Origin of the sequence: Pseudomonas sp. NMI542_15 (assembly GCF_021283425.1) — a bacterium.
GTDB lineage: Bacteria > Pseudomonadota > Gammaproteobacteria > Pseudomonadales > Pseudomonadaceae > Aquipseudomonas > Aquipseudomonas fortuita.
The window spans coordinates 22,652-41,027 of the sequence record NZ_JAJSRO010000034.1; the positions used below are offsets into that span (position 1 = coordinate 22,652).

The following is an 18,376-nucleotide window of genomic DNA, read 5'->3' on the forward strand; positions in this document are numbered from 1 at the left end:
GGGCTCCTGAGTTGATCAGCCGACGCTGGCAAGGGGTTTGGTTTGCGCCTGGTGTGCGCTGCTGGAAAGGTTCAGGGCGCCATAGAGCGCTTTTCCGATCTCTTCGCTGCGCATCGGCAGCACTGAAAGCAAGGTGTCGCTCAAGCCGTGGGTGGCCTCGCAGAAGCCTTGCAGGAAGACTGGCGCCTGGAGCTGTGGGGTGGCCAGGGCGCGATAGGTACGGTCCACTTCCAGGCCATGCAGGTAAGGCAGAAGCGGTTCGAGCAGGTGCTGATGGCTGTTGCGCTCGTAGCCGGTGGCCAGTATCACGGCATCGTAGCGGTGGGTCTGCTGTTGCCCGGTGGCGAGGTCGCGCAGGGTCAGTTCGATGCCCCCTTCGACATCGACTGCCGCTTCCAGGTGTTGACGGCAGAGCACCGCGTGGCGGGGCTGACGGGTGATCTTCTGCCGGTACAGCACGGCATAAATGCGCTCGATCAGCCCCAGGTCGACGACCGAGTAGTTGGTGTTATGGTATTCGCCGATCAACTTTTCGCGGTCTTGCGGTGCTTGCTGGAAAACCAGGTCGGTGTACGCAGGGGCGAAAATTTCGTTGACGAAAGGCGAGTCGTCGGCGGGCTTGAGGGCTGAGCTGCGCAGGATCATTTCAGCCCGCACCGAAGGAAAGCTGTCGTTGAGGTCGATGAACGCTTCGGCGGCACTCTGCCCGGAACCGATGATCGCGATACGCATCGGCTTGCCTTCGCTGCAGGCCAGGTGCTGCATGCCGGTGAGGTAGCGGGAATGATGAAAAACCCGGGCATTGTTGCGCAGCGGGGCGAACATGGCTGGAATCTTCGGTGAGCCACCGGTACTGATCACCACCGAACGCGTGCGGCGGGTGCGCTGCATGCCTTGTGCATTGCGCGAGATCAGCCTGAGGTGATGAATGACCCCATTATCGAGTTCGGGCTCGATGCGCAACACATCTTCGCCATACAGTGCCTGCTCGGCGAACTGCTCGGCGACCCAGCCCAGATAGTCGTTGTACTCCAGCGGGCACGGGTAAAAGGTGCCGAGGTTGACGAAGTCGACCAGGCGGCCCTGCTGCTTGAGGTAGTTGACGAAGCTGTAGGGGCTGGTGGGGTTGCGCAGCGAAACCAGGTCCTTGAGGAACGAGATCTGCAGTTCGCTCTGCGAGGACAAGGTATCCCCATGCCAGCGATAGTGCTCCTGCTTGTCCATGAACAAGGCGTCAATGGGCTTGCCATTGCTCTGGGAAAGCTCCTGCAGGGCGATGGCCAGGGCCAGGTTGGACGGGCCGAAGCCTACGCCGATCAGGTCGTGGAGAGTTGAGGCGCTCATGTCGTTGACTCCTGCTGTTGCTGGTGAGCGGTGAGTAGGTGTTAAACGAAGCCGCAGAGGCTGGATTTAGCCGGTCACGACCAGCCGGGCATGCACCCCACGCAGGTGTTCGCAGAGACGCAGAAGTTGTGATCCGAGGAGGGGCATACGCTGCGCGCTGGCGCACGAAAACCCCGCAGGCATGCTGCGCCAGGCGCCCGCCGGGGTTCGTGGCTCAGGGTAGATGCGGGTAGGCGCAGCGCAGCCTAGCGTTGCATGACGTCGAAGAACGCCTTCAGAAAGGCTTGCATTTGCTCCGCCGTGCCGACACTGACGCGCATCCACTGCGGCCACGCCTCGAATACCCGTCCAACCCGGACCCGGCGTTGTGCAAGTGCTTCGATCACGGGTTTGGCAGGTCGGCCAAGGGCCACCATGAAACAGTTGGCGTGTGCGTCGGTGCAGCGGTAACCGGCCTTTTGCAGGGCGTCGGTAGTGGTCAGAAGAATGTGGCGATTGATGCGTTTGCGTTCGCTGACCAGGTCGCCTTGTTGCAGGCTGGCGATACCGCCCATGGCGGCGGCAAGCGGCACGAAGTTGTAGCCGTTCAGGCGTTGCAGGTCGTGCAGCAACGCCGGTTTGCCGATCGCCAGCCCCAGGCGGGCACCGGCCATGCCATAGAGCTTGGAGAATGTCCTCAACACCAGGACATCGTCATGGCTGACCGCCAGATCCAGGCAGGAAGGGGCGTCGCAAAAGTGGATGTACGCCTCATCGATGATGGCCAGGCTGCCTGCCGGCTTGTGGCTGACCAGGTGCTCGATGTCGGCGCGTGGCGTCAGCGTGCCGGTGGGGTTGTTCGGATTGCACAGGTACAACACCCCGGGCTGGGGGTTGGCGGCAAGCATGCCGCGCACGTCATGGGCGTGGCGGGCATCGAGCGGCACTTCATGCACGGTCGCGCCGACGGCTCTGGCGCCATTGGCCACGGAGTCATAGGTCGGCGCGGCGGTGACCACGGCCCGCTTGTCGGCGTGGCGAGCCAGGGCATATTGCAACGGTGAGCGGGAGCCGCAGAAGACTGCCACATGGTCTTCGGGCACGTTGTGCTGCCGCGCGAACAGCTCGATCAGGCGATATTCATGCTCCGGAAAGTAATGCCCGCTCTGGCGTATCCCCAGGCTCATTGCCTGGAGCGCCGAGGGGCAGGGGCCGTAAGGGCTCTCGTTGTAGTCCAGGCGGATGATGTCATCGTCCACCGTCGGATCGCCCGCTGCGCCCGCCGCCCAGGCGGGCATGGCGGGTACGAGGCCGGTCAAGGTGGCTGCCGCTACGAAACGGCGTCTGCTCAAAGCGGACATGGTCACTCTCCCTGTAGGTTGTCAGTTGTGCTCGCCGTCCTTGAGGTCGCGGGCTACCCGAAAGCCCAGCCAGTCACCGCGCACTTCGGGTTCGCGCTCGTTGCGGTTGCCCGAGCGGGAGAAGATGGGCGGTTCCAGGTAGTCGTTGCCGCGGATCTGCCGGTGCGTGCAGGTGCCACCTGTGGTCCAGGCGCTGCCATCGGTGGGCGCACCGACATAATCGGTGTGCCAGCAGTCTTCGACCCACTCGTAGATGTTGCCATGCATGTCATACATGCCGAACGCGTTGGCCGGGAAGCTGCCGACCGGCGCCGTGTAGGTGAAGCCATCCCGTGGCCCGTAAGTGTTGGCATGCTTGCTGATCTGATACTCGCCTTCCTCATCGAAGGGGAACGGGAAAGGACCGGTGGAGCCAGCGCGACCTGCGTATTCGCGTTCGGCCTCGCTGACCATGCGGTAAGGCTTGCCGGTTTTCTTCGCCAGCCAGCCAATATAGCCGCGCGCTTCCTCCCAGGTCATGCAGACCGCTGGCTGGGTAGGCCCTTGCGGGTAACTGGGCTTGCCGTTCTTGCACAGACGGCCCGGGCGATCGTCGCCGTCGGGCAGCACGGTGTGGGTGTCCCTGGCATAGGCTTGCCATTGGCTGGCCGTCACGTGGAAGCGACTCATGGCGAAGGCCTTGGCGAATGTTACGGTATGCAGCGGACCTTCATCGTCCTGTTTGCCCAGTTCGTCATCGGGGGTGCCCATCACGTAGCTGCCGGCGGGCAGCACGACCATTTCCGGGCAATCCTTGCAGTCCTTGAAGACCTTGCCCGGTGCACTCGGGGCGCCAGCGAGGGCATCGAGCGACAGCGAGAGACAACCGAGTGCAATCAGTGAGGTCAGCCGTTTCATGGGGTTCCTTGCGGGTAGTGGGCAATGGGAGGTGGGGTGGGCATGGCAGCTTTCTGGGCGGCTTCCCAAACACGCAGGAAGTTGGCCCCCCAGAGCTTGGCGATGTCTTCATCGGAATAGCCACGCTGCATCAGTTCGGCGGTGACATTGCGGCTCTGGCTGACATTTTCCCAGCCGACCACACCGCCGCCGTCGTTGAAATCGGAACTGATGCCTACATGGTCGATACCGATCTTCTTCACCGCGTAATCGATCGAGTCGACATAGTCGGCCAGGGTGGCCTCTGGCTCGGCGCCGAGGATTTCGTAGAACGGTGTGAGGTATTCACCGAACTTCTTCTCTGACCAGATCGAGAACACCGGGTCGGTGGTGGTGCCCATCTGGGTCTGGTTTTGTACGTCGGGCAAGCCATGCCTGGCACGCAAAGCGTTCATCTTCTCGATGGTCGGGCGCGAGAACGGCTTGAGGTAGTGGGAGTAGGCCACGATATTGACCAGCCCATCGGTGGCCTTGATGTGTGCCAGGTCGGCATCGCTGAGGTTGCGGCGAATGTCCATCAGGCCTTGTACGCCGGTGTGCGAGGCCATGACCGGCGCTCGGCTAAGCTGGGTGACCTGGGTCAGCGCCTGGCTGGACATCTGCGACACGTCGATGACCACGCCGAGGTCGTTGAGCCGGGTGATGGCGCGCCGACCAATCGCGGAAAGCCCGCCCAGCGGGTCGACCGAATCGCCCAGGAAAGGCAGGGGCCGTGCCGAGTCTACCCAGCTGTTGTTACCGACGTAGCCTGGTCCGAATACCCGCATGCCGCGTGCGGCCCAGTGGTCCAGTTTGTCAATGTCGTCGCCCAAAGGCGCGGCATTGAGCATGCTGATGATGATGGCGAACTTGCCTTCACTGACCAGTCGGCGGAAGTCAGCGGGGGTGTAGGCGATGCCGGCCTGTGCAGGGAAATCCTTGGCGATGCTGGTGATGATCCGGTAGCGCACTTCCAGTTCGTTGGCCATTGCGGCCTCGAAGCCTGGGGTGGGGCGGTGTGGCCAGTTGGGCCCACTCCAGAATTCCGGCCATGACCAGATCGCGATCGAAGCGCCGCTCAGGCGGCCTTTGGCGGCTTTCACCAGATCGAACTGTGTCGGGCCATCGCGGTTTGCTTCCTCGCCATCGGTGCCATAGCTCAGCGGCACATCGAGGTGCGCATCCAGGGCCGGGATGCGCGCCTGCAGGGCGTTGGCTCGCTGTTCGATTTCCCGGCTGTAGGGGTGCTTGGCAAGGTAAACCCAGTACCACCAGGCGCCTGCGGCCATCAGGAGCAGGAGCAGAAGTGCCAATGCCCATGGCCATCTGCGCGAAAACAAAGCCGGTTTCTTCATTGCGTACTCGATCGCCTGCACGACGGCCCCATGCCGTTCGAACTTGCTGGGTGAAACGAGCCGGGGCAAAGAGAATTTAGCAACCCTCTAAATCGCTTCCTCAACCATTCGTTTTTGCAGCAGTAGTCACGTCATGAGTACAGTGGATGAAAGTGTCACGTCGAAAGATCCTGGCAGGCCTGGTGGCTGCCGGTGTAGCTCTGCCTGCCGGCTATTACGCACAGCAGGAATGGCAGCGGGCCCAGGAAGCGGAGCTGAGCAGTGACGAACCTGCGGTGCCGGTCGACGACCTGCCCAATGCGCTGCTGGGTGAACGCCTGGTCGGGATCTGGGACTGGCGCCTGACAGGCAATCACCCGGCGCTGGCTGTGCTGGCCGGGCCGCAGCAGCTGTTGCTCGACGTCGGGCAGGGTGCCCGTGCCTTGCGTGGCTACCTGGGTACCGCGCCGTATGGCGACCGGGGTTTGCAGGTTTACGGGCCGCTGGCTGCCGACCGATTGCCAGCGGTGCGCCTGAAGATAATTGCCGGCCCTGGCGAAGCCTATGACTGCGACGCCGTGCTGGATGAGATATGGGGCGACTGGAGCGAGGGCGGAGGCAGCGCCACCCTGAGTGGGCAAGTGCGTCTGGCAGGGACGCAGGCGGGGCATTCCGGTGTGCAAGCGGGTTTTGTCGCGGTCCGTCGACCGTTTGTGCTGGCGCGTGAGCGGCTGCCTTTTGTGGCGGCCCTGCACGAGGACCTGATTTCGCCGCAGCGCCGCTACTATCATCAGCTGTGGCATGCCAGCCGCGATCGTTGGCACCGCATCGATGATTCCCGACGGCAGATGGTGCGTGCGCTGGGCTGGCAGGTCGGCCCATTGGGCAAGGAGCGCAACGCCCGCGGGCATGATCGCCATCGCAACGGCTCCGGCGAGGATTTTCTGTTCATGCATCGGCATATGCTGCACGGGGTACGTAAGGTCCAGGACCTGCGTTCCTGGGCCAGCCTGCCCGCGGCACGTCCTTCGATCGGGCATGGCGCCCAGGCGTTTTTCGATTACCTCGACAACCGCGACGGCTACAGCGTCCCGCCCAATTGGCAGGCGGCCGGCGATGATGCCTTCAGCCAGTGGCTGTACTACGTGAAGAGCACTCAGGGCCTGCACGCCAACTTCCAGTTGTGGGAAGCCCAGCTGCATGACCCGGAATATCTCAGCACCTTGTGCCTGGGAGAGTTGGGGTCGCGTATCGAGTTGGGGGTCCACGATTGGTTGCACATGCGCTGGGCATCCCTGGGGCGCGATCCGAACTCGGATTACCCGATGCCCTACGGGCGTCGCAACTATGATTTTTCCGAACGTTGGTTTCGCGCCGAGAACGACTTCCTTGGCGATCCGTTTTCATCCCACGTGAACCCGGTGTTCTGGGCGTTTCATGGCTGGATCGACGACCGTCTGAACGACTGGTACCTGGCCCACCAGCAGGCGCACCCGGGGGAAGTGAAGCCGCGAATGATCGAGGGTGTTCCGTGGTTTGCGCCGGGGCGCTGGGTGCGTGTGGCCGAGCCTTGGCTAGGGCCCACCCGTGACGGTTGCGGTGCCTGGGGGCTGGGCAATGGAGGCGGCACCGGGAAACTGGACATCGAGACCATGAAGCTGGCCTTGCAGGTCATTTTCAGCCCGGAAGAAGACGCCGATCGCCTGTCTGGCAGGGTGCCACAGCGGCCCTGGTATGCTCGCCATCTTGCACCTGGCCCGCGGCGTGACGGGTTGTAGCGCGGGTGCCCGGCATCGGATCTTCAGTGCCTGTGAGCGCGGGCTCACAGGCACTGAAGATAGCGTGACGAACTACCTCACCGTCATCAGCGCATCCGTGCCTGTCCACCCCCCGCCCAATGCCTTGTAAAGCGCAACACTGGCCTGCAGCCGCGCCTCACGCAGGCGTACCCGCTCGGCCTGTGCTGCAAACAGGCTGCGTTGCGCCTCCAGCACGCTGAGCAGGTCTTCGGCCCCGGCCCGATAGCGGTTTTCGGCCAGGTCGAACGCGCGCTGTGCCTGGCTAAGCGCCTCATTCTGCCAGCGAGTCTGGCGGTCCAGGCCGTCCACGCTGTTCAGTGCCTTCTCGACTTCGCCGAAGCTGGTTATCAGTACGCTGCGATACGCATCGAGCAACTCGTCCTGGCGAGCGATGGCGCGATCACGCGCAGCGCGCAAGGCGCCATTGTTGAAAATGGGGGCCGTCAGACCGGCACCGAGGTTGAACGCCGGGTTGTGCAGCAGGTCGATGGCCTTTCTGTCGCCGGTGGCCAGGCTGGCCGTCAGGCTTACCGTGGGGAACAGGGCTGCCCGTGCAACGCTGACATCCGCCTGAGCCGCTGCCAGGCGCGCCTCTGCGCTGGCAATGTCCGGGCGACGGGTCAACAGCTGGCTGGGAATGCCGGCGGCAATGCTCGGGCCGCGCAGTTGATCGAAAGGCTGATCGGCAAGCTCAAGTGCCTGCACCGGCACACCGAGCAGGGTTGCCAGGGTGATCTGCGCATCGCGGGCTTCTTGCTGGTAGAGCGGCAACTGTCGTTGCTGATTGGCCACCAGGCTCTCTTGTTGGGCCAGCTCCAGGGCAGTTGACGAGCCAGCCTGAAACCGCGTGCGCACCACATTGAGGATCTTGTCGGCGTTTTCCAGGTTGAGCGTGGCGATGTGGGTCTGCTCGCGAGCGGCGAGGGCTCGCAGATAGGTGTCGGCAACACTGCTCGTCAGGCTCAGCTCGAGGGTGTCACGGTCAAATGCAGTGGCTTGCAGGCCAAGCCGGGCACTGTCCCGTGCAGCGGCATTTGCGCCCCAGAAGTCCAGCTCGTAGCTGGCCGTCAGGGCCGTGTCGAAGTAGCGGTAAGTCCGTTTGCTGCTCGAGGTGTCCTGTTCGCTGTACCCTTGGCCTCGCAGCAGGCGCTGCTGATAGGCGTCGGCGCTGGCGTCCAGGCTCGGCAGCAGAGGGCCACCGGCAATGCGAAGGTCGGCCCGAGCCTGCCTGACCCTGGCCATGGCGGCGCGCAGGTCATGGCTGCCGTGGCGCGCCTGCTCGATGAGCTGGCTCAATTGAGCGCTGTTGAAGGTTGTCCACCACTGCGCCGAGGCAGCCGTGACCCCAGTCGGACCTTGCCAGCTGGCGGGCGCAACAATACCGCTGTCCAAGGGGGCGGGTGGGTGGCTGCAAGCGCCAAGCAGGGTCAGCAGCGGCAGCAGAAAAAGCGGGGTTCTGGTCATGGTCATTCACTGGTCAGAGCGGCGACAGGGTCGAGGGCGGCAGCCTTGCGCGCGGGCATGAAGCCGAAGATGACGCCGGTGGCTACCGAGCAGGCGAAAGCACCCACCATCGCCAGGGCGGAAAACGCCACGGCCACCTGGGCCAGGCTGAGTACCACACCGATCAGCAGCGCCAGGCACACGCCGATAAGGCCACCGGTGAGCGAAAGCACAACGGCCTCGGTCAGAAACTGGCGCAGGATGTCGCGCTGCCGGGCACCGGTGGCGATCCGTATACCGATCTCGCGGGTGCGTTCGCGCACGGTCATGAGCATCACGTTCATCACGCCGATTCCGCCCACCAGCAGCGAAATGGCGGCAATGGCCCCCAGCATCAGGGACAACCCGTTGCGCGTCGCGGCTTCGGCCTGGATCATCGCCGCGCTGTTGTCGATCTCAAAATCTTCGATGCCATTGTGCAGTCTCAGCATCAACTGGCGTATCGCCCGTTCGGCTTCATGCACCTGGGTGCTGTCGGCGGCGCCGATGATCACGTATTCCGGGTGCTGTGTGCCGGACAGCCGTATGGCAGTCGCTGAGTACGGCACTGCGATGCGCAGGTCGTTTCGCTGATTGGCGCCGCTGGAGCCTTTGCTGGCCAGCACGCCGATCACCTGGAAAGGCACGTTCTCGATGAGGATGTATTGGCCGATCGGGTCTTGGCCGTCCACGAACAGCTTTCTGCGCACTTCTGAGCCGATCACGGCCACGGCGGCAGCCGTAGCCAGGTCGTTGTCGGTAAAGAAACTGCCCTCGCTGACGGGCCAGCTCATCAGGGTCGGGAACACCGGCGTATAGCCGCCTATGGTCGATTCGAGATCGCGGTTGCCGAAGCGCACCTGCGCTTCCAGCGTCATGGCCGGCATGATGGATTTCACCTGGGGCAGCTCGGCCAGCGCCTGTACGTCGCTGAGGCGAACGTCGCCGGGTGGGGCGCGCGGAGCGGGAGAGGCGCCGTTCATGAACATGATGTTCGAGCCGAACGCGCCCATCTGGGCCATGACCTGGCGCTTGCTGCCTTCGCCCACCGCCAGCATCACGACCACTGACGCGACGCCGATGATGATCCCCAGCAGGGTCAGCGCGGTGCGTGTACGGTTGCTCCACATGACCCGCCAGGCGGCCTGCAGCGCGTCGCGGGTTTCGCCCAGCCAAGGGCTGCGCTGGGTGTCGGCCCGGGCCAGGCGATGGGCCAGATCATCTGCCTGCAGTGCGCCCTGGCGATCCTGTGGCGGCGCCTGACCGGCGCCACTGTCGCTGATCACTTCGCCGTCGCGGATCTCTATGATGCGCTGCGCACGAGCGGCCACATCGCGGTCATGGGTGATCAGAATCACCACATGGCCCTGCTCGGCCAGCTCATCCAGCAGGCGCATGACCTCGGTGCCACTGTGGCTGTCCAGCGCACCGGTGGGCTCGTCCGCGAGGATGATGTGGCCGCCGTTCATCAATGCCCGGGCGATGGATACCCGTTGTTGCTGGCCACCTGAAAGCTGGCGCGGGCGATTGCCGGTGCGCTCACCCAGGCCCAGGCGTTGCAGCAGGGCCCGGGCCCTTTCGGCGCGCGTGGCAGCGGTGGTCCCGGCGTAGATTGCCGGCATCTCCACGTTCTCTTGCGCCGAGGCGGAGGGGATCAGGTGGTAGCCCTGAAACACGAACCCGAACGCCTCGCGGCGCAACCAGGCCAGCTCGTCATTGTTCAGCCCGGCAACATCCTGGCCGGCGAAGCGATAGCTTCCGGCGCTCGGGCGATCGAGGCAACCCAGGATGTTCATCAGGGTCGACTTGCCGGAACCCGAGGTGCCGACGATGGCGATGAATTCTCCGGCATGGATCTTCAGGTCAATGCCGCGCAACACATCGACCTGAGGGCTGTCACCGCCACCGTAGGATTTACGGATGCCGACCAGTTCTATCAGCGGAGTGTTCATGTCAACCCTCGCTGCCGACAGGGCCGATCAGCAACTTGTCACCTTCATCAAGGCCCTCGAGTACCTGCACGCGCAGGCGGTCGCTGAGCCCGGTGCGTACCTGGCGCGTCTGGACTTCGCCCTTGCCGGTCAGCACGTGGGCAGTCTGCAGCCCCTCGCGCTGGCCGCGTCCCTGCAGTGCGGCGATGGGCACGGTCAATACGTCCTTGGCGGCTCCGGCGACGAAGAACACCTGTGCGGTCATGTCGGCCATCAGCGCATTGTCATCGTTGTCGACGTCCAGCAGCACGGTGTAGAGCACCACGCGCCCGGTCCCGTTGGCACTTGTACCGCTGGCGGCAACCGGGCTGCCCCCGCCTTGACTGAGCTGATCCAGCGGCTTGGGCGGGATTGGCAAAATTTGCCTGACGGTGCCGGTCCAGCGCCTGCCGCCACTGCCCAAGGTGGTGAAGTAGGCCTGCATGCCGGTCTTGACCTGGCCGATATCGGCTTCCGAGACTTCGGCCCAAACCGTCATCGGCGACAGTTTGGCGATCCGCAGGATCAGCGGGGTGCGCTGCTGTGCGTTCAAGGTCTGCCCCTCGCGTGCATCGACCGCCACCACCGTGCCGCCAATTGGAGCATAGATGCGCGTATAGCCAAGCTCGGCTTCTGCGCTGCGTAACGTGGCCTGTGCCTGGAGAATCTGTGCCTGGTACATGTCAATCCGCGCCTGGGTTGTCAGCACTTTCGCCTGGGCGGTTTGCACATCTTCCTCGCGCGTGGCGCCGTCGTTGGCCATCCGCTGCTGACGCCGCAACTGCTGCTCGGCCAGGACATGCTCGGCGCGTTGCTCCTTGACCTGCGCTTTCAGGGTTTCGATGGCATAGCGCTCGGCATCCAGCCGGGCCTGTTGCGTTGCGGGGTCGATTTCCACCAGCAACTGCCCTTGCTTGACGGTGTCTCCTACCTCGACATGCAAGGTACGGATCTGGCCGGAGGCCTGCGCGCCGACATCGACGTACTGGCGGGGTTGCAAGGTGCCCAGAGCGGTGACGCTGGCTTCGATGTTGCCACGGCTGACGCTGACGAAAGGCCGCTTATCGGCTTCGCCGGGCAACAATTGCCAGGCTGCGAGTGCGGCCAGCGGGATCAGGCAAAGCACGAGTGTGACGGCGCGACGAGTAAGGCGTTGAGGGATCATGCAGTATTCCGACCATGAGAGGGCCGCTGTCACCAAGGAGCAGCTAGGGAGGCTGCCGATTAAACGAAAGCGCCAAGGACGGATTTAGCGGGAAGCGCCCGTTGCGGGCAGGGGAAATGTAACAGCGTCTTTAAACTTGATGAGAATTATTATAGTTTAAGCGCCGGCAATGCCATTACTTGGCCTGCACTGCAGTCATATCATCATCGGAAAACAGGGAAAGCGCTTCGATGCCGTCTTCGGGTGTACTGCTCGAGCAATACTATCGTGAACTGGTCGGGTACCTTCGTTCGCGTCTCGGCAGCCGCCATGCTGCCGAGGATATCGCTCAGGAAGCCTATCTGCGGATACTCGAGCGGTGTGACGACACGCAGATCTCCCATCCGCGCGCTTTCCTTTATCGCACGGCCCTGAACCTGGTCACCGATGGCCATCGGCGCAGCAAAGTCCGCCGCGCCGAGCCTTTGGAAGTACTGGAGACCGACGAGCGGTTCTTTGTCGCGCCCGTGCACGGTGTCTGTCGGCAGGAAGAGCGCCTGGCGTTGCTGCAACGTGCGGTGGCCGAATTGAGCGAAACCTGCCGGCAGTGCTTTTTGCTCCGCAAGCTCGAAGGCCTGTCGCATGGCGAGATCGCCACGCGGCTGGGTTTGTCCAGGGCCACGGTGGAAAAACACATCGTCAACGCCATGAAACATTGCCGCCTGCGCATGCGCGAGTGGGCCGAGGCCTGAGCGCACGCGCGGCTGCGCGGCGCGGGTTGCGTTCGCATCAGTTGCCTGACGGTGCACCGAATGTCAGGGCGCCCTTCATCATTGTCGAATGGAAAGGGTAGGAGCAGAAGAACGCGTACGCCTGGCCGGCCTGCAGCACGCGGGTGTCGAAGGTGACCGAATCCTTTTCGCCGCCACCGATTAACCGGGTATGGGCGAGCACGCGCTGGTCGCCCGGCTGGATATAGTCATCGGCTTCACCGGCTGCAGCGCCATCGGTGGTCACGCCTTTTATGTCTTCCTTTTTGGCTAGCACCCAGTTGTGGCCCATGATGTTCCTGGGCATCGTGCCGGTGTGCTGCAGGTTCACCGTGAAGCGTTGGCAGGACTGCGGCACGGTGATCGTCTTCAGGTCGTAGGTCATCTGGTCGGTACTGCGAATGTCCACGGAGCAGGGCTCGGCGGACCATGCGACGCTGGAAAGGCTCAGGGCGAAAAAGGCGAGGGCAGGGCGAAACATCTGGGTACTCCGAAAATGTAAGAGGCAATGCCTTGGGGCATGCGCCTTTTTTATACGAAGCCCGGACGTCAGGGTTTAGGGCGGGCGCTAGCCGCTCGCTTTGCCGGGGGGAGCACGGGTGGTAATCCTGCTTGCCGGGTTAAAGGCAAATGCAAATTCCGTCAGTCAATCACTTGATTTATGCGGGTTTACCGACTTCTATCAAAGAAGACCGCTGCCAGGCGTGACCTTGGCAGTAGCCGTTACTGGCGCAGTACGGTCATGGAGCGTACCCATTACCCAACTGCCCAGGTCCCACCATGGCAAACAAGACCCTGCGCATCCTCATCGCCGACGCCCACCCATGCCAGCGGCTGCAGCTGGAACGGTTGCTCAATGGCCTGGGCTATTACCGGATAGCCCCCGTGGAGAGCTTCGAGGAGCTGCAGCGTCTGGTGCATTGCGCCTTGCAGCCCTTTCATCTGTTGCTGGGCAATATCGAGCTGGCAAACCATGCAGGGGTTGACCTTGAGCGCTTCTGCCGGGTCAGCACGCAAATCCAGCACGCCCTGCTTTACCACTCCAGTCAATTGAGGGTGCCTTCAGTACCGGCGACCGAACGCCAGGCGGTCAGCCTGAGCCTGCCGCACGTGCCAGATAACGAGGCGCTGGAGTCGTTCATGGCGATCATCGACGCGCCACTGCTGGTCGGCAAATTGCCGCTGCCGAGTGGCATGCCGGCTGCTACGGTGCGGCCACGGCCGCGGGCCAACTTCGCGCACACGGTGTTCAACCGCTAGCGGCGCAGCGGGCAGGGCAACGGGGCCGCTATTTGTTATCCTCTTGCCCTTTGCCGATTTGCGGACCCTGCCATGACTGCCATCGATACCGCTCGCCCGCCCCGGTTCAGCCGCGGCGATCACCGGACCTTGGGCCTGGCTGCGTTGGGCGGCGCGCTGGAAATCTACGACTTCATCATTTTCGTGTTCTTTGCGCTTACCCTCAGCCAGTTGTTCTTCCCGCCCGAAATGCCGGAGTGGCTGCGCCTGCTGCAAAGCTTCGGCATCTTCGTCACCGGGTACCTGGCGCGGCCGCTGGGCGGCATCCTGATGGCGCACTTCGCGGACCACCTGGGGCGCAAGCGGGTCTTCAGCCTGAGTATTCTGATGATGGCCTTGCCATGCCTGTTGATCGGGGTAATGCCGACCTATGCCGACATCGGTTATGCCGCGCCGCTGATCCTGCTGGCCTTGCGCATCCTGCAGGGCGCGGCGGTGGGGGGCGAAGTGCCGAGTGCCTGGACCTTCGTCGCCGAACATGCGCCCACCGGGCGGCGCGGTTACGCCTTGGGCTTCCTGCAGGCCGGGCTGACCTTCGGCTACCTGCTGGGGGCGCTGACCGCGACCTTGCTGGCGCAAGTGTTCACACCGCAGGAGATCCTCGACTACGCCTGGCGCTACCCGTTCCTGCTCGGTGGGGTGTTTGGTGTGATTGGCGTGTGGCTGCGCCGCTGGCTCAGCGAAACGCCGGTGTTCCTGGCCCTGCGCGCGCGCCAGGAGCAACCGGTGAAGTTCCCGCTGCGAAGGGTACTGGGCGAACACCGCCGGGCGCTGATCCCGGCGGCGTTGCTGACCTGTGTGCTGACTTCTGCCGTGGTGGTGCTGGTGGTAATCACCCCAACGGTGATGCAGCAGCGCTTCGGCATGAGCGCCGGGCACACCTTTGCCCTCAGCAGCGTGGGGATTGTCTTCCTCAATATCGGCTGCGTGCTGGCCGGCTTGCTGGTTGACCGCGTGGGCGCCTGGCGTGCGCTGATGCTCTACAGCGTGCTGCTGCCGCTGGGCATTGGCACGTTGTACGCCAGCCTGAATGGGCAGTGGGGCATGACCTGGCTGGCCTACGCGTTGGCGGGTTTGAGTTGCGGTGTGGTGGGGGTGGTGCCGTCGGTGATGGTCGGGCTGTTCCCGGCCGAGATCCGGGTGTCGGGCATTTCCTTCACCTACAACGTGGCCTACGCACTGTGGGCCAGTACCACGCCGCTGGCGCTGATCGCGCTGATGCCGTGGAGCCCGTGGGTGTGTGTCGGGTTTTGTCTGATCATGGGTATGGTTGGGTTGCTGACGGCCCTGTATTTCGGGCGCCGTGAGCCATTGGCGTTTGCGGCAGAGCCGATGGCGATCATGTGTGGTGACAAATGATCGGGTAACGCGCGTGGGGCCTTGAGTCATCCTTCCGGGCGGGGGTTATTGGAATAACCTATTGGCCAAATTTAACCTGGAAGGTTAATTTCTCATGGAAAAGAGAACGCCTCACTGTCCGTTGGAAAGGGTAAAAGTCTTGGCTGCTGCCAGGCGCATCAGCCCTACAGGCGCTGCACTGAGAGGCGCCAGAGCCCTGGGAATGGATTATCCGGGCATGCTTGAAGTGATCTCCTGTTTGGAGCGTAGTGATTTCTACAAGAGCATGACCAGCCATATGGATCACCGCGTTTGGCAGGACGTCTATCGTCCGCTTACAGCATTTGGGTACGTTTATCTGAAAGTGTCCGTGGTAGACGACGTGCTCATCGTGTCTTTCAAGGAGTTGTAACCATGAGATGTCCAGTATGCGGCGGTGCGGAGCTTGCACCTGATGTTCAGGGGATGCCCTATAGCTATAAAGGAGAGGCGACCGTCATCCCTGACGTAAGTGGCGATTACTGTTGCGCCTGTGGTGAATGTGTACTTAGCCACGATGAAGCCATGCGTGTCAGTAACCTGATGACGGCATTCGAGCGTCAAGTCAACGCAGCTGTTGTGGATCCTTCCTTCATTGCTTCAATCCGCCGTAAGTTCGACCTCGACCAGCGTGAAGCGGGGGAAATTTTCGGGGGTGGCGTCAACGCGTTCTCCCGTTATGAAAACGGCAAGACCACACCACCCGTGGCGTTGGTGAAACTGCTCAAGCTGCTGGATCGCCATCCAGAACTCTTCGAGGAAGTGCGTACTGCCTGATTTTGGCACGTAACAAAAAGCCCCCGGCTCATGAGAACCGGGGGCTTTTTGTTACGGCAAGGGCAGGGCCTTACATGTTCGGGTAGTTCGGCCCGCCAGCGCCTTCAGGGGTAACCCAGGTGATGTTCTGGGCCGGGTCCTTGATGTCGCAGGTCTTGCAGTGCACGCAGTTCTGCGCGTTGATCTGGAAGCGCTTGTTGCCGTCTTCCTGGGTGACCACTTCGTACACGCCCGCCGGGCAGTAGCGCTGGGCCGGCTCGTCGTACAGCGGCAGGTTGCTGGCGATCGGGATGCTCGGGTCGGTCAGCTTCAGGTGGCAGGGCTGTTCCTCTTCGTGGTTGGTGCTGGAGAGGAATACCGAGCTGAGCTTGTCGAAGCTGAGCTTGCCGTCCGGTTTCGGGTAGTCGATCTTTTTCGAGTCGGCGGCCAGCTTGAGGCAGGCGTAGTCCGGCTTGGTATCGTGCAGGGTGAACGGCAGCTTGCCGCCGAACCAGTTCTGGTCCACATAGTTGAACGCGGCGCCCAGCAGCGGGCCGAACTTGTGCATGGCAGGGCCGAAGTTGCGGCTGGCGAACAGTTCTTCGTGCAGCCAGCTGGCCTTGAAGGCGCTGACGTAGCTGTTCAGCTGGTCACCGCCTTCGCTGCCGGCGATCAGGGCGTCGGCCACCGCTTCGGCGGCGAGCATGCCGGACTTCATGGCGGTGTGGCTGCCCTTGATCTTGGCCACGTTCATGGTGCCCAGGTCGCAACCGATCAGTGCGCCACCCTTGAAGACCATTTTCGGCAGCGAGTTGATACCGCCCTTGGCCAGGGCACGGGCACCGTAGCTGATGCGCTTGCCGCCTTCGAGGTACTGGCTGATCACCGGGTGGTGCTTGAGGCGCTGGAATTCGTCGAATGGCGACAGGTACGGGTTGGCGTAGGACAGGTCGACGATCAGGCCAACCACCACCTGGTTGTTTTCCAGGTGATAGAGGAACGATCCACCGGTGTTGTCCTTGGCGACCACATCCAGCGGCCAGCCGGCGGTGTGAACCACCAGGCCCTGCTCGTGTTTGGCCGGGTCGATCTCCCAGATTTCCTTCAGGCCGATGCCGTAGTGCTGGACGTCGGACTCGCTGTCGAGGTTGAAGCGCTTGATCAGCTGCTTGCCGATATGGCCGCGGCAGCCTTCGGCAAACAGGGTGTACTTGGCGCGCAGTTCCATGCCCGGGGTGTACAGGCCGTCCTTCGGGTTGCCTTCGCGGTCGACACCCAGGTCGCCGGTGACGATGCCGCGGACTACGCCGTTGTCGTCGAACAGCGCTTCCTGGGCGGCGAAGCCCGGGTAGATTTCCACGCCCAGGTTCTCGGCCTGCTGGGCCAGCCAGCGGCACAGGTTGCCCAGCGAGATGATGTAGTTGCCATGGTTGTGCATGGTTTTGGGCACGAACAGGTCAGGCACCTTGGTGGCGCTGCCGGCATCCTTGAGCACATAGATGTCGTCGCGCTTCACTTCGGTATTGAGCGGTGCGCCGAGTGCTTTCCAGTCCGGGAACAGTTCGTTCAGGGCGCGGGGTTCGAACACCGCGCCAGAGAGGATGTGGGCGCCGACTTCAGAGCCTTTTTCCACCACGCAGACGCTGATTTCGCTACCGGCTTCGGCGGCCTTCTGCTTCAGGCGGCAGGCGGCGGACAGGCCTGCCGGGCCGGCGCCGACGATGACCACGTCGAATTCCATGTATTCGCGTTCCACTGGTTCTCTCCTACTCATCAAGGCTCGTGCTGTTGCTTTGTCTTATTGGGTGCTTGCGCGCAGTGGCTCATCACGGGAGCGGAACTGTAGCTGCGCAAATGACGGACTACACCGTTTTGTCTTGGCCGCGCATTATATCTACACCACTTGGCAGGTCCAATACAAACGTTTGTTTGAATTTGCCGCAGGCCAGTAAAATCACAGGAACGCGGCTGGAGGGTGACCGATTTGCCGTATTGACCGGATGGGGTGTTACGGTCAAGATACGAGCGGTTTTACGTTCGCCGTAGGCTTGCAGCCGGGCGCAGGTACACCTCTAAAGACCAGGTGTGGAGCAGGGTTTTGCGGCCTTTGGCCGGTTTGTAGTGGAGTTTACACGCCACGACAGAAAATGACCCGTGAGTATTTGTCTCAGGAGTCCGGACAAGACTGTTCGGTCACTGTGAAGTTTGCTCGCTCCGGTACGTTTTTAGAGGTGCCCTTGTACCCACGCGCATCGCCGGGCTCAGCCCCAGGCGACTATCTATTCACCGGAGAGTAACGAGGAATCCATGAAGGTTCTTGTAGCTGTCAAACGAGTGGTCGACTACAACGTCAAGGTTCGCGTCAAGGCGGACAACTCCGGCGTCGACCTTGCTAACGTCAAGATGTCCATGAACCCCTTCTGCGAAATCGCCGTGGAAGAGGCCGTACGCCTGAAGGAAAAAGGCGTTGCGACCGAGATCGTCGTCGTTTCCGTCGGCCCGACCACCGCCCAGGAGCAGCTGCGTACTGCGCTGGCCCTGGGTGCCGACCGTGCCATCCTGGTCGAAGCCGCCGATGAGCTGAATTCGCTGGCCGTGGCCAAGGCGCTGAAAGCCGTTGTCGACAAAGAGCAGCCGCAGCTGGTCATCCTTGGCAAGCAGGCCATCGACAGCGACAACAACCAGACTGGCCAGATGCTGGCTGCGCTGACCGGCTACGCCCAGGGCACCTTCGCCTCCAAGGTCGAAGTCGCTGGCGACAAGCTGAACGTCACCCGTGAAATCGATGGCGGCCTGCAGACCGTATCGCTGAACCTGCCAGCCATCGTCACCACCGACCTGCGCCT

Annotated in this window: 16 protein-coding genes; 7 read left to right on the top strand and 9 right to left on the bottom strand. The window is 62.7% G+C overall.

The window, feature by feature from the left end; genetic code table 11:
* Positions 1-15 precede the first annotated feature (15 nt).
* The 4 genes from LU684_RS28665 to LU684_RS28680 form a co-directional block, all read right to left on the bottom strand.
* Positions 16-1,344 carry a lysine N(6)-hydroxylase/L-ornithine N(5)-oxygenase family protein gene (locus tag LU684_RS28665; RefSeq protein WP_232895299.1) on the bottom strand — a complete coding sequence of 443 codons (1,329 nt, stop codon included), beginning with the start codon at positions 1,342-1,344 and terminating at the stop codon, positions 16-18.
* Between the two features lie 245 nt (positions 1,345-1,589).
* Positions 1,590-2,684 carry a pyoverdine biosynthesis transaminase PtaA gene (gene ptaA / locus LU684_RS28670; RefSeq protein WP_060519872.1) on the bottom strand — a complete coding sequence of 365 codons (1,095 nt, stop codon included), beginning with the start codon at positions 2,682-2,684 and terminating at the stop codon, positions 1,590-1,592.
* A gap of 21 nt (positions 2,685-2,705) precedes the next feature.
* Positions 2,706-3,581: a dihydropyoverdine dehydrogenase gene (gene pvdO, locus LU684_RS28675; RefSeq protein ID WP_016488303.1), complete on the bottom strand. Its 876-nt coding sequence runs from the start codon at positions 3,579-3,581 to the stop codon at positions 2,706-2,708.
* Entirely contained in the window at positions 3,578-4,954 is a 1,377-nt protein-coding gene (locus LU684_RS28680) for a dipeptidase (protein WP_172901752.1), read from the bottom strand. The genes pvdO and LU684_RS28680 overlap by 4 nt, the downstream gene beginning before the upstream one ends.
* 146 nt (positions 4,955-5,100) lie before the next feature.
* Here LU684_RS28680 and pvdP point away from each other — a divergent pair, with 146 nt between their 5' ends.
* Positions 5,101-6,711 (top strand): pyoverdine maturation tyrosinase PvdP, encoded by a 1,611-nt coding sequence (pvdP, locus tag LU684_RS28685; RefSeq protein ID WP_023048635.1) that lies wholly within the window; start codon positions 5,101-5,103, stop codon positions 6,709-6,711.
* A gap of 72 nt (positions 6,712-6,783) precedes the next feature.
* On the opposite strand, the gene LU684_RS28690 is transcribed toward pvdP, so the two are convergent.
* The 3 genes from LU684_RS28690 to LU684_RS28700 are packed head-to-tail and all read right to left on the bottom strand — an operon-like array spanning position 6,784 to position 11,349.
* Positions 6,784-8,202: an efflux transporter outer membrane subunit gene (locus LU684_RS28690; RefSeq protein ID WP_016488300.1), complete on the bottom strand. Its 1,419-nt coding sequence runs from the start codon at positions 8,200-8,202 to the stop codon at positions 6,784-6,786.
* Positions 8,199-10,166 (bottom strand): MacB family efflux pump subunit, encoded by a 1,968-nt coding sequence (locus LU684_RS28695; protein WP_016488299.1) that lies wholly within the window; start codon positions 10,164-10,166, stop codon positions 8,199-8,201. The genes LU684_RS28690 and LU684_RS28695 overlap by 4 nt, the downstream gene beginning before the upstream one ends.
* 1 nt (position 10,167) lies before the next feature.
* Positions 10,168-11,349 carry an efflux RND transporter periplasmic adaptor subunit gene (locus LU684_RS28700; protein ID WP_031312009.1) on the bottom strand — a complete coding sequence of 394 codons (1,182 nt, stop codon included), beginning with the start codon at positions 11,347-11,349 and terminating at the stop codon, positions 10,168-10,170.
* 230 nt (positions 11,350-11,579) lie between these two features.
* Between LU684_RS28700 and LU684_RS28705 the strand changes: the two genes are divergently transcribed.
* On the top strand, positions 11,580-12,080 hold the full coding sequence (locus LU684_RS28705; protein WP_016488297.1) for a sigma-70 family RNA polymerase sigma factor: 501 nt from the start codon (positions 11,580-11,582) through the stop codon (positions 12,078-12,080).
* Between the two features lie 37 nt (positions 12,081-12,117).
* Here LU684_RS28705 and azu read toward each other — a convergent pair whose 3' ends face one another.
* Complete coding sequence (gene azu / locus LU684_RS28710; protein WP_023048064.1) at positions 12,118-12,579, bottom strand: azurin; 462 nt, start codon at positions 12,577-12,579, stop codon at positions 12,118-12,120.
* 299 nt (positions 12,580-12,878) lie between these two features.
* Here azu and LU684_RS28715 point away from each other — a divergent pair, with 299 nt between their 5' ends.
* The 4 genes from LU684_RS28715 (at position 12,879) to LU684_RS28730 (ending at position 15,551) form a co-directional block, all read left to right on the top strand.
* Positions 12,879-13,358 carry a hypothetical protein gene (locus LU684_RS28715; RefSeq protein WP_023048065.1) on the top strand — a complete coding sequence of 160 codons (480 nt, stop codon included), beginning with the start codon at positions 12,879-12,881 and terminating at the stop codon, positions 13,356-13,358.
* Positions 13,359-13,430: 72 nt separating this feature from the next.
* The gene (locus LU684_RS28720) at positions 13,431-14,756 is read left to right on the top strand and encodes an MFS transporter (RefSeq protein ID WP_016488294.1); all 1,326 of its coding nucleotides are present in this window, start codon (positions 13,431-13,433) and stop codon (positions 14,754-14,756) included.
* Between the two features lie 94 nt (positions 14,757-14,850).
* Positions 14,851-15,147 carry a type II toxin-antitoxin system MqsR family toxin gene (locus LU684_RS28725; protein ID WP_024717923.1) on the top strand — a complete coding sequence of 99 codons (297 nt, stop codon included), beginning with the start codon at positions 14,851-14,853 and terminating at the stop codon, positions 15,145-15,147.
* Positions 15,148-15,149: 2 nt separating this feature from the next.
* On the top strand, positions 15,150-15,551 hold the full coding sequence (locus LU684_RS28730) for a type II TA system antitoxin MqsA family protein (protein WP_024717924.1): 402 nt from the start codon (positions 15,150-15,152) through the stop codon (positions 15,549-15,551).
* 70 nt (positions 15,552-15,621) lie between these two features.
* On the opposite strand, the gene LU684_RS28735 is transcribed toward LU684_RS28730, so the two are convergent.
* Entirely contained in the window at positions 15,622-17,304 is a 1,683-nt protein-coding gene (locus LU684_RS28735; protein WP_080641073.1) for an electron transfer flavoprotein-ubiquinone oxidoreductase, read from the bottom strand.
* A 533-nt stretch (positions 17,305-17,837) separates the two neighbouring features.
* On the opposite strand from LU684_RS28735, the gene LU684_RS28740 reads away from it, so the two are divergent.
* Positions 17,838-18,376, top strand: a 539-nt coding sequence (locus tag LU684_RS28740) for an electron transfer flavoprotein subunit beta/FixA family protein (protein WP_102689653.1), incomplete at its 3' end; no start/stop codon positions are given.

Coding starts and splice junctions, on each gene's coding strand:
- LU684_RS28735 (WP_080641073.1), bottom strand. CDS start 17,304: ATGAGTAGGAGAGAACCAGTGGAACGCGAATACATGGAATTCGACGTG.
- pvdO (WP_016488303.1), bottom strand. CDS start 3,581: ATGAAACGGCTGACCTCACTGATTGCACTCGGTTGTCTCTCGCTGTCG.
- LU684_RS28705 (WP_016488297.1), top strand. CDS start 11,580: ATGCCGTCTTCGGGTGTACTGCTCGAGCAATACTATCGTGAACTGGTC.
- LU684_RS28690 (WP_016488300.1), bottom strand. CDS start 8,202: ATGACCATGACCAGAACCCCGCTTTTTCTGCTGCCGCTGCTGACCCTG.
- ptaA (WP_060519872.1), bottom strand. CDS start 2,684: ATGTCCGCTTTGAGCAGACGCCGTTTCGTAGCGGCAGCCACCTTGACC.
- LU684_RS28730 (WP_024717924.1), top strand. CDS start 15,150: ATGAGATGTCCAGTATGCGGCGGTGCGGAGCTTGCACCTGATGTTCAG.
- LU684_RS28725 (WP_024717923.1), top strand. CDS start 14,851: ATGGAAAAGAGAACGCCTCACTGTCCGTTGGAAAGGGTAAAAGTCTTG.
- azu (WP_023048064.1), bottom strand. CDS start 12,579: ATGTTTCGCCCTGCCCTCGCCTTTTTCGCCCTGAGCCTTTCCAGCGTC.
- LU684_RS28720 (WP_016488294.1), top strand. CDS start 13,431: ATGACTGCCATCGATACCGCTCGCCCGCCCCGGTTCAGCCGCGGCGAT.
- LU684_RS28715 (WP_023048065.1), top strand. CDS start 12,879: ATGGCAAACAAGACCCTGCGCATCCTCATCGCCGACGCCCACCCATGC.
- pvdP (WP_023048635.1), top strand. CDS start 5,101: ATGAAAGTGTCACGTCGAAAGATCCTGGCAGGCCTGGTGGCTGCCGGT.
- LU684_RS28665 (WP_232895299.1), bottom strand. CDS start 1,344: ATGAGCGCCTCAACTCTCCACGACCTGATCGGCGTAGGCTTCGGCCCG.
- LU684_RS28700 (WP_031312009.1), bottom strand. CDS start 11,349: ATGATCCCTCAACGCCTTACTCGTCGCGCCGTCACACTCGTGCTTTGC.
- LU684_RS28680 (WP_172901752.1), bottom strand. CDS start 4,954: ATGAAGAAACCGGCTTTGTTTTCGCGCAGATGGCCATGGGCATTGGCA.
- LU684_RS28695 (WP_016488299.1), bottom strand. CDS start 10,166: ATGAACACTCCGCTGATAGAACTGGTCGGCATCCGTAAATCCTACGGT.